The sequence below is a fragment of the Promicromonospora sp. NPDC060204 genome (genome assembly GCF_042728455.1).
In the GTDB taxonomy this organism is placed as follows: Bacteria; Actinomycetota; Actinomycetes; order Actinomycetales; family Cellulomonadaceae; genus Promicromonospora.
The window spans coordinates 1-13,641 of the sequence record NZ_JBHWZO010000166.1; the positions used below are offsets into that span (position 1 = coordinate 1).

General features: G+C 72.5%; 9 protein-coding genes. 5 read left to right on the forward strand and 4 right to left on the reverse strand.

The window, feature by feature from the left end:
* Positions 1–47: 47 nt before the first annotated feature.
* From ACFWEJ_RS19470 to ACFWEJ_RS19480, 3 genes are read right to left on the reverse strand one after another with little or no spacing between them, the layout of a single operon-like run.
* Entirely contained in the window at positions 48–2,306 is a 2,259-nt protein-coding gene (locus tag ACFWEJ_RS19470; protein ID WP_377230846.1) for a heavy metal translocating P-type ATPase, read from the reverse strand.
* Positions 2,306–3,286, reverse strand: a complete 981-nt coding sequence (locus ACFWEJ_RS19475; RefSeq protein ID WP_377230847.1) for a heavy-metal-associated domain-containing protein — start codon at positions 3,284–3,286, stop codon at positions 2,306–2,308. Before ACFWEJ_RS19475 ends, ACFWEJ_RS19470 begins: the two co-directional genes overlap by 1 nt.
* Complete coding sequence (locus tag ACFWEJ_RS19480) at positions 3,283–3,495, reverse strand: heavy-metal-associated domain-containing protein (RefSeq protein WP_285107046.1); 213 nt, start codon at positions 3,493–3,495, stop codon at positions 3,283–3,285. The genes ACFWEJ_RS19475 and ACFWEJ_RS19480 overlap by 4 nt, the downstream gene beginning before the upstream one ends.
* A 169-nt stretch (positions 3,496–3,664) precedes the next feature.
* Between ACFWEJ_RS19480 and ACFWEJ_RS19485 the strand changes: the two genes are divergently transcribed.
* The 3 genes from ACFWEJ_RS19485 (at position 3,665) to ACFWEJ_RS19495 (ending at position 10,995) form a co-directional block, all read left to right on the forward strand.
* Complete coding sequence (locus ACFWEJ_RS19485; protein ID WP_377230848.1) at positions 3,665–4,408, forward strand: class I SAM-dependent methyltransferase; 744 nt, start codon at positions 3,665–3,667, stop codon at positions 4,406–4,408.
* Between the two features lie 16 nt (positions 4,409–4,424).
* Positions 4,425–4,757, forward strand: a complete 333-nt coding sequence (locus ACFWEJ_RS19490) for a ribosomal protein L7/L12 (RefSeq protein WP_377230849.1) — start codon at positions 4,425–4,427, stop codon at positions 4,755–4,757.
* 172 nt (positions 4,758–4,929) lie between these two features.
* Complete coding sequence (locus tag ACFWEJ_RS19495) at positions 4,930–10,995, forward strand: Ig-like domain-containing protein (RefSeq protein WP_377230850.1); 6,066 nt, start codon at positions 4,930–4,932, stop codon at positions 10,993–10,995.
* A 25-nt stretch (positions 10,996–11,020) separates the two neighbouring features.
* On the opposite strand, the gene ACFWEJ_RS19500 is transcribed toward ACFWEJ_RS19495, so the two are convergent.
* Positions 11,021–11,734, reverse strand: coding sequence for a TetR/AcrR family transcriptional regulator (locus tag ACFWEJ_RS19500; RefSeq protein WP_377230851.1), 714 nt, complete (start codon positions 11,732–11,734; stop codon positions 11,021–11,023).
* Positions 11,735–11,818: 84 nt separating this feature from the next.
* Between ACFWEJ_RS19500 and ACFWEJ_RS19505 the strand changes: the two genes are divergently transcribed.
* Both ACFWEJ_RS19505 and ACFWEJ_RS19510 read left to right on the forward strand, forming a co-directional pair.
* Positions 11,819–13,015, forward strand: a complete 1,197-nt coding sequence (locus ACFWEJ_RS19505; protein WP_377230852.1) for an FAD-dependent monooxygenase — start codon at positions 11,819–11,821, stop codon at positions 13,013–13,015.
* Between the two features lie 130 nt (positions 13,016–13,145).
* Positions 13,146–13,595 carry a hypothetical protein gene (locus tag ACFWEJ_RS19510; RefSeq protein ID WP_377230853.1) on the forward strand — a complete coding sequence of 150 codons (450 nt, stop codon included), beginning with the start codon at positions 13,146–13,148 and terminating at the stop codon, positions 13,593–13,595.
* Positions 13,596–13,641: the final 46 nt, after the last annotated feature.

The window sequence follows — 13,641 nt, forward strand, 5'->3', positions numbered from 1 at the left end:
CTTCTGAGCGGTCCAGAAGCGCAGATACCCCGCACTCAGCGGAGGCGTCAGCGGCGGAAGGTGCGCAGGCGCAGGCTGTTGCCGACCACGAACACGCTGGAGAACGCCATCGCGGCGCCGGCCAGCATCGGGTTGAGCAGGCCGAGGGCCGCCAGCGGGATCGCCGCGACGTTGTACCCGAAGGCCCAGAACAGGTTGGTCCGGATCGTGCCGAGCGTCCGGCGCGACAGCCGGATCGCGTCGGCGGCCGAGGTGAGGTCGCCGCGCACGAGCGTGATGTCGGCAGCCTCGATCGCGGCGTCGGTGCCCGTGCCCATCGCCAGGCCCAGGTCGGCCTGCGCGAGCGCCGGGGCGTCGTTGACGCCGTCCCCGACCATCGCCACGATCCGGCCCTCGGCCTGCAGCTTCGCCACGACGTCGGCCTTGTCCTGCGGCATGACCTCGGCGATCACCTCGGTGATCCCGACGGCGGCGGCGACCTGCTCCGCGACGGCCCGGTTGTCGCCGGTGAGCAGCACAGGCGTGAGCCCGAGCGCCACGAGCTGGGCGACGGCGTCGGCGCTGGTCGGCTTCACCTGGTCGGCCACCACCAGGATGCCGCGGGCCTGCCCGTCCCAGCCGACGGCGACCACGGTCCGGCCCTCGCCCTCCGCGCGGGCCTTGGCCCGGGCCAGGTCGTCGGGCAGGTACTGCGACCAGTCGGCGAGCAGGCTCTCGCGCCCGACGACGACGGCGTGCCCGTCGACGACGCCCAGCACGCCCTGGCCCTGGACGCTCTCGAACGACTCCGGCGTCGGCAGGTCGCCGACCTCCTGGGTCGCGCCCTTGGCGACGGCCTGCGCCACGGGGTGCTCGGAGGCGTCCTCCAGGGCGCCCGCGAGCCGCAGCAGCTCCGCGCGGGAGGTGCCGTCGGCGGGGACGGCCTCCTGGAGCGTCATCCGGCCGGTGGTGACGGTGCCGGTCTTGTCGAGCACCACGGTGTCCACCTTGCGGGTGGACTCCAGCACCTCCGGCCCCTTGATGAGGATGCCGAGCTGGGCCCCGCGGCCGGTGCCCACCAGCAGCGCGGTGGGGGTGGCCAGCCCGAGGGCGCAGGGGCAGGCGATGATCAGCACCGCGACCGCGGCGGTCAGCCCGGCCGCGGCGGGGAACCCGGCGCCGAGCCAGAAGCCCAGGGTCGCCACCGCGATCGCGATGACCACCGGGACGAAGATGCCGGAGACCCGGTCGGCCAGGCGCTGGATCTCCGCCTTGCCGGACTGCGCGTCCTCGACCAGGCGGGCGATCCGCGCGAGCTGGGTGCCCGACCCGACCTCGGTGGCCCGCACGACGAGGCGGCCGCCCGAGTTCACGGTCGCCCCGGCCACGGTGTCACCGACGCCGACCTCGACCGGGACGGACTCCCCCGTGAGCAGCGACGCGTCGATCGCGGACGAGCCGGCGACGACCACGCCGTCGGTCGCGACCTTCTCCCCCGGCCGCACCACGAACTCGTCGCCCACGGCCAGGGTCTCGACCGGCACGCGCGTCTCGGTCCCGTCGCGCAGCACCGCGACGTCCTTCGCGCCCAGCTCCAGCAGCGCGCGCAGCGCGGCGCCCGCCCGGCGCTTGGACCGCTTCTCGAAGTACCGCCCGGCCAGCACGAACATCGTGACGCCGGTGGCCACCTCGAGGTAGATGTTGGCGGCGCCGTCGGACGGCGCGACCGTCAGCTCGAACCCGTGCGTCATCCCGGGCTCGCCCGCCGTGCCGAGGAACAGCGCGTACAGGGACCAGCCGAAACCGGCCAGCACGCCCAGCGAGACGAGGGTGTCCATGGTGGCGGCGCCATGCCGCAGGTTGGTCCACGCCGCCCGGTGGAACGGCCAGGCCCCCCACAGCGCGACGGGGGCGGCCAGCACGAGCGACGCCCACTGCCAGTACGTGAACTGCCAGGCCGGGACCATCGCGAGCGCGATCACCGGCACGGTGAGCACGACCGTCGTGATCAGCCGGTCCCGCAGCGCGGACAGCTCCCGGTCCTGCGCGCCGGGCGCGCCGTCGTCGTCCGCGGGCGCCTCGGGGGGCGCGGGCAGGACGGCGGTGTAGCCGGTCTTCTCGACCTCCGCGACGAGCGCGCCCAGGTCGTACCCGGCGGGCGCGGTGACCTTCGCCTTCTCCGTGGCGTAGTTGACGCTCGCCGTCACGCCGTCGAGGCGGTTGAGCTTCTTCTCGATCCGCATGGCGCACGACGCGCAGGTCATGCCGCCGATCTCCAGGTCGACCGTGGTCGTCGGCTCGTCCGTGCGGGACGTGGTGCCGGACATCAGCCCCTCCCCTCCGTGTCCAGGACGAAGCGCGCGGTGTGCACGTCCCCGTCCACCTTGAAGTCCAGGTACAGCAGGTAGCGACCCGGGGTGGGCGCCTCGGTCATGAACGTGACGTCCGGCCCAGACGCCGCACCCGGCGCGGGCTCGTCGCCCTCGGGGTGCACGTGCAGGTAGGCCAGGTCTCCCGCGCGCAGCGCGACGAGGTGCCCGAAGGCGCCGAGGTACGGCTCCAGGTCCGTGACCGGCTCGCCGTCGCGCGTGACGGTCGCCGTCAGCGTCGACTCCCCGCTCGCGCTCAGGTCCCCCGTGAGGGTCGCGGTGTACCCGCCGGTCGTGTCGGACGCCGACACCGCCGTCGCCGGCCGCGCGTCGAGGTCGCCCGCGACGTCGACCGTCCGGCCGAGCGTCAGGTTCTCGCCGGTCGCCTCGGGGACGAAGTCCGCGAGCACGCGGTAGGTGCCCGCCTCGTCCCAGGTCCACGGCATCGACCAGACGCCGTCGGCCGACATCGTCGGGTGCACGTGACGGAACCGTTCGCCGTCGGAGCGGACGACGACCAGGTGCAGCTCCTTGTCGTGCTCCGTGGCGAACTCGGTCACCGCCGCGCCGTCGGCCGAGGTGATCGAGAACGAGAGCGTGCCCCGCTCGCCCACCTCGTCCGGGACGGTCACGGGGCTCAGGAGCAGGCCGTCCTGCTCCAGCGACAGCCCGCGCACCGGCGCCGGGCCGGTGCCGCCGGACCCGTGGGCGCCGGCCGGCTCCTCGCCGGACTCGCCGCCCGCGTCCCCGTGGCCCCCGCCGGACATCTCCATGTCGTCGGACCCGTCGTCGGACCCGGAGGCCCCGCCGGCCTCGGCCGCCGCCGACCAGGCGACGACCGAGGCCTCCGGGACGACCGCGCCCGCGACGGCGAAGGACGCGACGAACAGCGCCGCGAGCCCCCCGCCGTACAGGCCCAGCCGCTGGGGCGCGTTCATGAGAGACGCGCCGCCTCGTATCCCGCCTCGTCCACGGCGGCCAGGACCGCGGCCTCGTCCAGCGCCGCGGCGCTGCGGACCACGAGCCGGCCGGTCGCCGCGCTCACGTCGACCTGCTCCACGCCCGGGAGGCGGCTCACCTCGCCGCGCACCGACATCTCGCAGTGCCCGCAGGTCATCCCCGTCACCTGGTACTCGCTCGTCGTCATCGTCTCGCCTCTCGGTGTTGATACCTTGCTACCCCTAGGGGGTAACCGTATGTCGCTCACCATATACCCCTCAGGGGTATCGCGCGCAACATCGGGTCCGGACATCGCCAGGCCGTGCGACCGCAGAAAAGGGCTGCGCCGGACCCGCCGCCCCTGACAGGGTGGCGCGATGGACGCCACCGGGAACGAGACACGGGCCGCCTGGGCCGTCGCATCGCGCAAGTACGAGGACGAGTACGCCGAGCACCTCGCGCTGGCCCGCACCGCGGAGCTCCTGCCCGCCGAGGTCGACGCCCTGGGCGACATCGTCGCCGGCGCCGACGTGGTGCACCCGATGAGCGGCCACGGGCTCGACGACCTCGCGCTCGCGCGCCTGGGGGCGCGCTCCGTGCACGGGCTCGACTACAGCGAGGCCGCCGTCTCCAGCGCGCAGCGGCGGGCGGACGAGCTCGGCCTGCCGTGCCGGTACACCCGGGCGACCCTGCCGGCGAGCGGCCTGGACGACGCGTGTGCCGACCTGGTCTACACCGGCAAGGGCGCCCTGATCTGGCTCGCCGACCTGGGTGCGCTCTTCGCGGAGGCGCACCGCCTGCTGCGGCCGGACCGCCACCTCTACGTGTACGAGGCGCACCCGCTGGTGCCGCTGTGGGACTGGGACGCCGACGAGATCCAGGTGCGCCCCGACCGCGGGTACTTCGCCCCCGCGCACGTGAACGACACCTTTCCCGGCAACGGCGCCGTGGAGCGGCAGCACACGCTCGCGGGCATCGTCACGGCGTGCCTGGTCGCGGGGTTCGAGATCGAGGAGCTGCACGAGCACCCGGAGCCGTTCTGGCGCCCCGAGGGCTTCACCGCCGTCGCCTGGGACGGGCGCGTGCCCAACACGTTCAGCCTGCTCGCGCGCCGGGCCTGACCGCTACGGTCAGGACATGTTTCCCCTGGAGATCGTTCCCGTCGCGATATTCGTCGTCCTGCTCTTCCTGTACCTGACCGTCAGCGGGCACCTGCGCGAGAGCGGAAAGGCGATCGAGCGGGTCGAGCGAAAGGTCGACCTGATCCTCGATCATCTCGATATCGAATGGCCGAGCGCCGACGGGATCTCGCCGGAAGCCCTGGCCGAGATCGACCGGCACATCTGGTCCGACCGCCGGATCCAGGCGATCAAGCTGTACCGGGAAGCCACCGGCCTCGGGCTCGTCGAGGCGAAGGTGTGGGTCGACCGGCGGGCGCAGCAGGGTCCCGCCGACGACCGCAGCTCCTGACCGCACCCCTCGGGACCCACGACCGCCACCCCTCTCCTGACCCGTCCGGACGCTCCTCGCAAAACCTCATTTCGGCGACAATTCACCTCTCCGATCGGTAGGGTTGTTGACGTCGCGCCTGTGTAGTGACCGGGCGGACTTTCTTTTTGTGGAGTGATGATCAGGAGGACGCATGAGCTTTGCCTCACGCGTATTTGAGAACCGTCGGTCGGTCGTCTCGGTGGGGGTGGTGGCGCTCTTCGGCGCGGGTCTGGTGGGCTTCGCGCTCCTCTACGACGGCGAGGCCACCGCCGACGTCGACCTGAACGACTCAGGCGTCTGGGTGACCCAGACGGCGAAGGGCAACCTCGGCCGGTTCAACTACGAGGCCAAGACCATCGACGGCGTGCTGGTGGCCGGCGGCGGGGGGAGCTTCGACGTGGAGCAGAACGCCCAGCGCGTGCTCCTCGACAGCACGGGCAGCTCGTCCGCGAGCCCGGTGAACCCGGCGCAGCTCGCGTTCGACACCACCATGAACTTCCCCGCGGGCGCGCAGGTCGCCGCGGGCGGCGCCACCACGGCGGTGTACGACGCCGAGACCGGCCGGGCGTGGGTGATGCCGTTCGACTCGGCGGCGTTCGACGAGAAGGAGCTCAAGCCCACGGTCGAGGCCGGCAAGGGCGGCAAGCTCGCGGTGGGCAAGGACGGCACCGTGTTCCTGGCCGTGCCGGCCGACGGCAAGCTCTACACGATCCCCACCAGCTCGCAGGGCGTCGCCGAGGACGCCGACGAGTCGTCGCTCCCCGTGAGCGCCGACGCCACGGTGCTGGTCTCCGGGGTGGGCGACAAGCCCGTGGTGCTCGACCAGTCCACCGGCAACCTCGTGCTGCCGGGCGGCGACACCGTCACGATCGAGGAGGGCGCGCAGAGCATGCTGCAGCAGCCCTCCGACAAGGCGGAGAACGTGGTGCTGGCCACCCCGAAGGCACTGGTGACGGTGCCGGTCGGCGGCGGGAAGCCGACCACGCTCGGCTTCCAGGGCGCGGGCGGCGGCACGCCGTCCGCGCCGGTGCAGCTCGGCGGCTGCCTCTACGGGGCATGGGCCGGCGGCCAGGTGATGCGGGACTGCGCGGGCACGGACAACGACGTCAACGAGATGCTCGAGGGCGTGGGCGCCGGGATGAACCTGGTCTACCGGGTCAACCGGAACGTGATCGTGCTCAACGACATGGCGGGCGGCCTGCTGTGGATGGCCGCCGAGAAGTTCGAGGTGGTCGACAACTGGAAGCTCACGACCCCCAAAGACGGCAAGGGTGACAAGACCGAGACCGAGGAGGCCACACCGGAGCAGGTCGACCAGGCCGTGACCGACCGGAGCAGGCCCAACCGTGCCCCCAAGGCGGTGGACGACACGTTCGGCGTACGGCCCGGGCGCACCACCGTGCTCAACGTGCTGGGCAACGACTCGGACCAGGACGGCGACGTGATGGTGGCGTCGGTCAAGGGTGACGTCGAGGGCGACATCACGGTGGACCGCGTGCTCGACGGCTCGGCGCTGCAGGCGAACGTGCCCGACGGCGCGACCGGGACCACGAGCTTCACGTACGAGGTGAACGACGGCCGGGGCGGCGTCGACGAGGGCTCCGTGGACGTCAAGGTGGTGCCGCCGGAGGAGAACAACGCCCCCGAGCAGCCGGGCAAGCCGGTGCTCGTGGTGGGCCAGGGCGGGCTGGGCACCATCAAGGTGCTGCCCTACTTCAAGGATCCGGACGGCGACGACATGTTCCTGTCCAGCGCCACCACGGCCGACCCCCTGGACGAGGTGCGGTTCCGGCCGGACGGCACCGTCGAGTTCCGGGACGGCGGCACCGTGACGGGCAACAAGATCGTCGACGTCCTGGTGTCCGACGCCATGGGCCAGTCCTTCCCAGGCACGCTGATCGTCAACGTGGTCGCCACCAACGTGCCGCCTGTCGCGGTGCAGGACCACGTGGCGGTGCTGGCCGGCGAGCCGGTGACGGTGGACCCGGTGGCCAACGACTTCGACCCCAACGGCGACGACTTCCGGCTGATCCGGGTCGACGAGAAGCAGGGCGCGACGATCACGACCAACGCCACGGCCGAGACCTTCAAGTTCATGTCGGAGACCACCGGCTCGTACGACGTGATCTATCACGTCAGCGACGGCCTCGCGCCGACGATGGGCCTGGTGCGCGTGGACGTCGTCGAGCCCCCGGAGGAGTCCGGGGCCCCGGTCGCGGTCTCCGACCAGGTGCTGCTGCCGGCCGGCGGCACCGCCCTGGTGGACGTGCTCGCGAACGACACCGACCCCGCGGGCGGCGTGCTCGTGGTGCAGGGGGTCAGCGTGCCCGGCGACGCGCCGGTGACCGTGTCGGTCCTCAACCACCAGATCCTGAAGGTCTCGGAGGTCAAGCGCCTGGAGGGTCCGGTGACCCTGAGCTACAAGGTGGCGAACGGCACGAGCACGTCCACCGGTCAGGTGCGCGTGGTGCCGATCCCGGCGCCGGCGCAGCTGCGCCCGCCGGAGGCGGGCCCCGACGAGGCGACCGTGCACGTGGGCGACGTGGTGACCATCCCGGTGCTGAAGAACGACACGCACCCGGACGGCCTGGAGCTGACGCTCACCGACGAGCTGCAGGAGTCGCCGCCCGCGGAGGCGGGCGAGGCGTTCGTCTCCGAGGACACGGTGCGGTTCCGCGCCGGCCAGGAGGCCGGGACGTACCACGCCGTCTACGAGGTGTCGGACGCCAACGGCCAGAAGGACTCGGCCCAGGTCACGATCAACGTGCTGGACGCACCGGAGAACTCCGCCCCGCAGCTGCCCGACATCGAGGCGCGGGTGCTCAGCGAGGGCGTCGTCCGGATCCCGCTGCCGCTGGACGGCACGGACCCCGACGGCGACTACGTCTCCCTGAGCTCGATCTCCGCGGCGCCGTCGCAGGGCACCGCCACCATCGTGGACGGGTTCATCGACTACGCGGCCTCCGAGGGCTCGGCAGGCCTGGACACCTTCACCTACCAGGTCACCGACACGCGCGGCGCCCCCGCCGAGGGCGTCATCCGGGTCGGTATCGCGGTTCCCCCGGCGTCCAACCAGGACCCGCAGGCCGTCGACGACGTGACGACGGTGCGGCCCGGCCGGACCGTCGCGGTCGCGGCCCTGGAGAACGACTCCGACCCCGACGGCAACCAGATCGGACTGGTGGCGAAGGGCTTCCAGGGCACGGGCGACCTCGAGCCCAAGGCGGTGGACGACGACGTCGTGGTCACCGCTCCCGACGAGGAGGGCCCCTACTCCTTCTACTACGGCATCCAGGACACCTTCAAGGCGCGCGCCAGCGGCGCCATCACGGTGAACGTGGACGCCAACGCGCCGCTGCTGCGTCCCATCGCCCACGACGACGTCGTGACGGTCGACGACGTGGAGGGTTCGAGCAGCGTCACGCTCGACGTGCTGGCCAACGACGTGGACCCGGACGGCGTGGCCGCCGACCTCAAGGTCTCCCTGGACGCGGACCGGGAGGGCGTGACGGTCACCGAGTCCGGCGCCGTCGAGGTGGAGCTGGGGCAGGACGCCCAGGTCATCACGTACACCGTGACCGACATCGACGGCCTGGAGGCCAAGGCGTTCATCCGCGTGCCGGGCGACCAGTCCCGGCCGCACGTGAAGCCGGGCCTGCAGCCGCTGAAGGCGACCAGCGGCGAGCCGCTGACTATCGACATCGCGGACTACGTGGTGGTGCGCGACGGGACGAAGCCGCGGATCACCGAGGACCGGACGGTCAAGGCGCTGGAGGGCACGGCAGCGGTCGAGGACGAGGACACGATCGTCTACACCTCGACGGCGGACTACGCCGGGGCCGCGTCGGTCAGCTTCGAGGTGACCGACGGCAAGGGGCCGGACGACACCGAGGGCCTGACGGCGGTGCTGAGGCTGCCGATCGACGTGACCCCGTCCAAGAACATGCCGCCCAAGATCACCGGGACCCCGGTGCTCCGGGTCGCCGCGGCCGAGACGGCCGAGGTGGACCTGTCGCGGTACGCCAGGGACCCGGACAAGGACCCGCTGACCTTCGAGGTCAAGAGCACCGAGGACATCATCGCGGCCGTGACGGGTTCGACGGTCCGCGGCGAGGTCGACATGGCGGTCCCGAAGGGCACCGTGCGGGAGCTGGCGATGACCGTCTCGGACGGCAAGAACCCGCCCGTAGAGGCCGTGCTGACCGTCGAGGTGGTGCCGTCGACCCGGGAGCGGGCCAAGACAGCGCCGGACGTGGTGCTGGACGCCCACCAGGGCAAGGCCACCACCATCCCGGTGCTGGCCAACGACACCAACCCGTTCCCCGAGCGCCCGCTCAAGGTGGTCGACGTGGCGCGCGAGACGGGCCAGGGCGAGGTCTCGCACAACGGGTCCGAGGTGATCGTCACCCCGGCCGCCGACTTCACCGGCGTCATGACCGTGCGCTACCGCGTGCAGGACGCGACCGGCGACCCCGACCGCGAGGTCGACGGCATCGCCAAGCTGACCGTGCTGGGCCGGCCCGAGGCGCCCCGCGCGCCGCGGGTGGAGGAGGTCCGTTCGGAGACGGTCGTGCTGAGCTGGGACCAGCCGAACAACAACGGGTCGGAGATCACCAAGTACACGCTGCGGACGCAGAACGGTCAGGAGCACGCCTGTGCCACGACCACCTGCACGTTCGACGGGCTGAAGAACAACGTGAAGTACAAGTTCACGGTCACCGCGACCAACGAGGTGGCCGAGTCCGACCCGTCACCGGCGTCGCGCGAGGTCCGGCCCGACGAGAAGCCGGACAAGCCCGAGCCCCCGACGCTCGACTTCGACGACCGGAGCCTGACGGTCAACTGGAAGAACAGGGCCTACACCGACCGCTCCCCGATCGAGTGCGTCAACCTGGAGATCAGCCCCGCGCCGGCGAACAACGTCACCCAGAAGGCGTGCGTCGACAACACCTCGGTCAAGTGGACGGGGCTGGAGAACGGCACGGCGTACACGGTGCGGGTGCAGGCCAAGAACGAGGCCGACAGCCCGTCGGACTGGAGCGACCCCTCCGCGCCGGAGACCCCGGCCGCGCCCCCCGCGCAGCCGGCCGCGCCGACCGCGCAGCGCGTGAACACGGGCGTGGGCGGTCAGATCACCGTGTCGTGGACGGCCCCGGCCAACAACGGCGACGCCGTGAAGATGTACTACCTGAACGTGTACAAGGACGGTTCGAAGGTCAACACGATCCCCGTCACGGGCACGTCGAAGCCGGTCCAGAAACTGAGCACCACCTCGACCTACACGTTCACGGTCGTGGCCGAGAACAAGGCGGGACGGTCCGAGGCCAGCGCGCAGTCGAACGCGGTGGTGCCGTACGGCGTGCCGGACGACCCCAACCGGCCCACCGCGAAGCTCGGGTCGAACACGAGCAACCAGGCGGACGTGAGCTGGGCCGCGATCCCGGCCGCGGACTTCCGGGGCAAGAGCCCGCGGTACGAGGTCACGTACAACAACGGCGCGGAGCACCCCAGCGCGGGCAACACGACGGCCTACACGTACAAGGGCCTGACCAACGGGACGTCGTACGCGTTCCAGGTGCGGGCGTGCAACGCCGACGCCTGCTCGGACTGGTCCGCCGCCTCGAACGCGGTGAAGCCGTACGGCCCGCCGAAGACCCCGACGATCACGGCGACCGCCGGGATCGGCAAGGTCACCTTCACGTGGGACGCGCGGGCGGAGAACGGCCTGCCCACCACCGTGCGGGTGACCGGGGCGATCAGCAGCACGGCCAAGAACGGCACCGCGTCGGCCACGGCCGCCGAGGGCCAGAACAAGGAGGCCTGCGTCACGGTGACCGACTCCCAGAAGAAGCAGGCGCGGGCCTGCGACTCGGCGGCTGCCCTGACGCCGCGGGCCTGGGTGACCGTGGGCGGCAACAGCGGTGACTGCGCGAGCTGCCGCAACTGGGTGCTGAACTGGTCGGGCTTCGACACGGGCAACCACCAGGCGGCCTGCTGGGCGGGCAACACCCAGCGGTACGACCAGAGCAGCCCGAGCGTGTGGCACGACATCCACCCGCCGCACGCCACCTCGTGGGGCGGCAGCACCACATACCCGATGAACGGGGCCAGCGGCAACAGGACGCTCTCGTGCTTCATGAGCGCCAAGTACAACGGCGCCGAGGTCGCCTTCATGGTCGACGGGAAGCGGTACCAGATCTCGAACTGGAACAGCTGACGCAGGTCGGCCGGAACGGCTGACGTCAGTCCTCGCGGGGCGCACGGGTGACCGTGCGCCCCGCGCTGTCGTTCCCCGCGCTGCCGTTCCCGGCGAGTCCGTTCAGGAGCAGCGCGGTGATCGTGTCGATCACCTCGTCGTCGGTGTAGGCGGGCCGCTCCGGGCCGGCGGCGAGCACCGAGTAGCCGAGCATGCTCATCATGCCGCCCATCGCCGCCGCGACGAGGGTGGGGTCGCCGGGCAGGCCGCGGCCCGCGGCGCGCAGGTCCTCCAGGTGCTCCCGCAGCGACGCCGTGTCGGCGGTGAGCCCCTGCCAGAACTGCCCCGTGCCGGGCTGCTCCACGACGGACTGCTGGAACCGCGCCACCATCACGGGCAGGTGGTCGCGGAAGGCGTGCCAGGCGACGGCCACGTGGTCGCGCAGCTGCGCGGCGTCGGTCAGGTCGTGGAACGGATGCCCGCCCGGCCGGCCGGCGTCGTCGCCGGGCCGCGCGAGGATCTCGTCCCTGGCCTGGCCGCCCATGTCGGCGGCCAGCGCGTCGAGCAGCTCGTCCTTGCTCGAGAAGTGCTCGTAGAAGGACCCGGTCGACCGGCCCGCGGCGCGCGTGATGTCGGTGACCTTCGTGGCGAGGAAGCCTCGCTCGGCGAAGACCTGCCGGGCCGCCTCCTTCAGCGCGGCCTGCGTCTCGGCCGCGCGTTCCTTGCGCACTCCCACCTGGTCCTCCTCGCTGGTTGACACGTCATCGTCGCACCCTCAATACTGAATCACAGTTCACCGAATGACAATTCAGCGAGTGAGGCGGTACGGGTGATGGCGGCAACGATGAGGATCCTGATCGTCGGCGGCGGGGTCGCCGGGTCGGCGAGCGCCGTGGCGCTGCGCCGGATCGGGGCGCAGGTCACCGTGGTCGAGGCGTACGAGGACCCGGCGGGCCCGGTCGGCTCGTTCGTGAGCCTCGCGTCCAACGCGCTCCGCGCCCTGGACGCGCTGGGCTGCCTCGACCGGGTACGGGCGCGCGGCATCGAGGTGGAGCGGCAGCGCATGTGGTCGGGTCGGGGCAGGCTGCTGGCCGACGTCGCCCGCGGGCGCCGCGCCGCCGACCCGGCGCGCAGCGTCACGCTGCGCCGTGCGGCGCTCGTCGACGAGCTGCGGTCCGCCGCGCGCGAGGCCGGGGCGGAGGTGGTGACCGGTGACCGCCTGGTGGGGTTCGACGGCGGCACGGCGACGTTCTCGAGCGGCCGGACGGAGCGGCCCGACCTCCTGGTCGGGGCGGACGGGATCTGGTCCGCCGCGCGCGGCCTGCTCGACCCGGGCGCGCCGGTCCCCCGCTACGCCGGGATGTACGTCGTGTCCGGGCGGACCCGCGCGGCCGACCTCACCGCGACCGCACTGGACCTGCGGCAGGGCGCGTTCAACATCATGTTCTGCCGCGAGGGGGCGTTCCTCCACGTGACCGCCCCTGACGGGGACGTCTGGTGGCAGGCGCAGGTGACGAGCGCCGAGCAACCCGACCTCGGCGCCTCCGCCGAGTCCTGGCGCGCCCGGCTCGCCGACGTCTACCGGCGCGAGCCCGGCCCGCGCCTAGCCGTCGAGCGCGCGGTCTCGCTGCAGGGCACGACGCTCCAGCACTCGCTGGCGCCCGTCCCGATGTGGCACACCGACGACGCCGTCCTGGTCGGGGACGCCGTCCACCCCGTGGGGGCGGGCCAGGGCGCCGCGATGGCCGTCGAGGACGCCGTCGCGCTGGCGGCGGCCCTCGCGGAGGCCGACACGATCCCGGCGGCGCTCGCCGGCTACGAGCGGGCGCGGCGGCCGCGGGTCTCCCGGACGCTGCGGGCGTCGGACGACAACCGGCAGGCCAAGCGCGCGAACCCGCTCGCCCTGCGCCTCCAGGAGGTGATGATGCCGCTGGTCGTGCCGCACGTCTTCGAGCGGGCGACGGGCTGGCTGTACGACTACGAGCCGGAGCGGCTCCCGACGGCGTCCGCAGCCACGCCGGCGGAGCCGCCGCGCGCCTGACCCGCGGCCGCCCTTCCGGAGGCGAAATGCACCACTTGTCGCTACGCTGCGGCCGACGCCGGTTTAGACCTGTTGGTCCGCTCTGCCCTGAGTCGCGTCCACGACCTGGATCTCGAACGTAAGGACCGCGATGCTCGCTCAGGCCTTCACCTCCAGCCTGATGGACGGCCAGCCGACCGTAGACGTCGAACCGACGACGTCGATCTGCCGGAGCTACGGGAGCCATCCAGGGGTCCGGACGCCGGCGACGGAGCACGGCGGGTACTGCGCCGTCGTCGACCACGCGCCGCTCCCGCCGGCGGGCGAGGACGACGAGCTGAGCGTGCACCGCGGGGCGGCCGTCGACATCGGCGACGGGTGGGCCTTCTTCGACGGCCTCGCCCCGGCCGCCTGCTTCGTCCGCGCCGGCCTGCGCTCCAACCTGAGCCCGTCGTGGGACCTCTTCGAGGCCGCCGAGGTGCGGTCCTGGTGCACGGAGCACTGCTGCGACGAGCTGGCGCTCGTGCTCGGCCGCCAGGTCTACGAGGCGGCCGAGATCGACGGGTTCTTCGCGCAGTTCGCGGCCTCGCTCGCCGCGTAGCAGGGAGCCGGCCCGTACGACGCCGACGCCTGACCGCCCCGGCGGG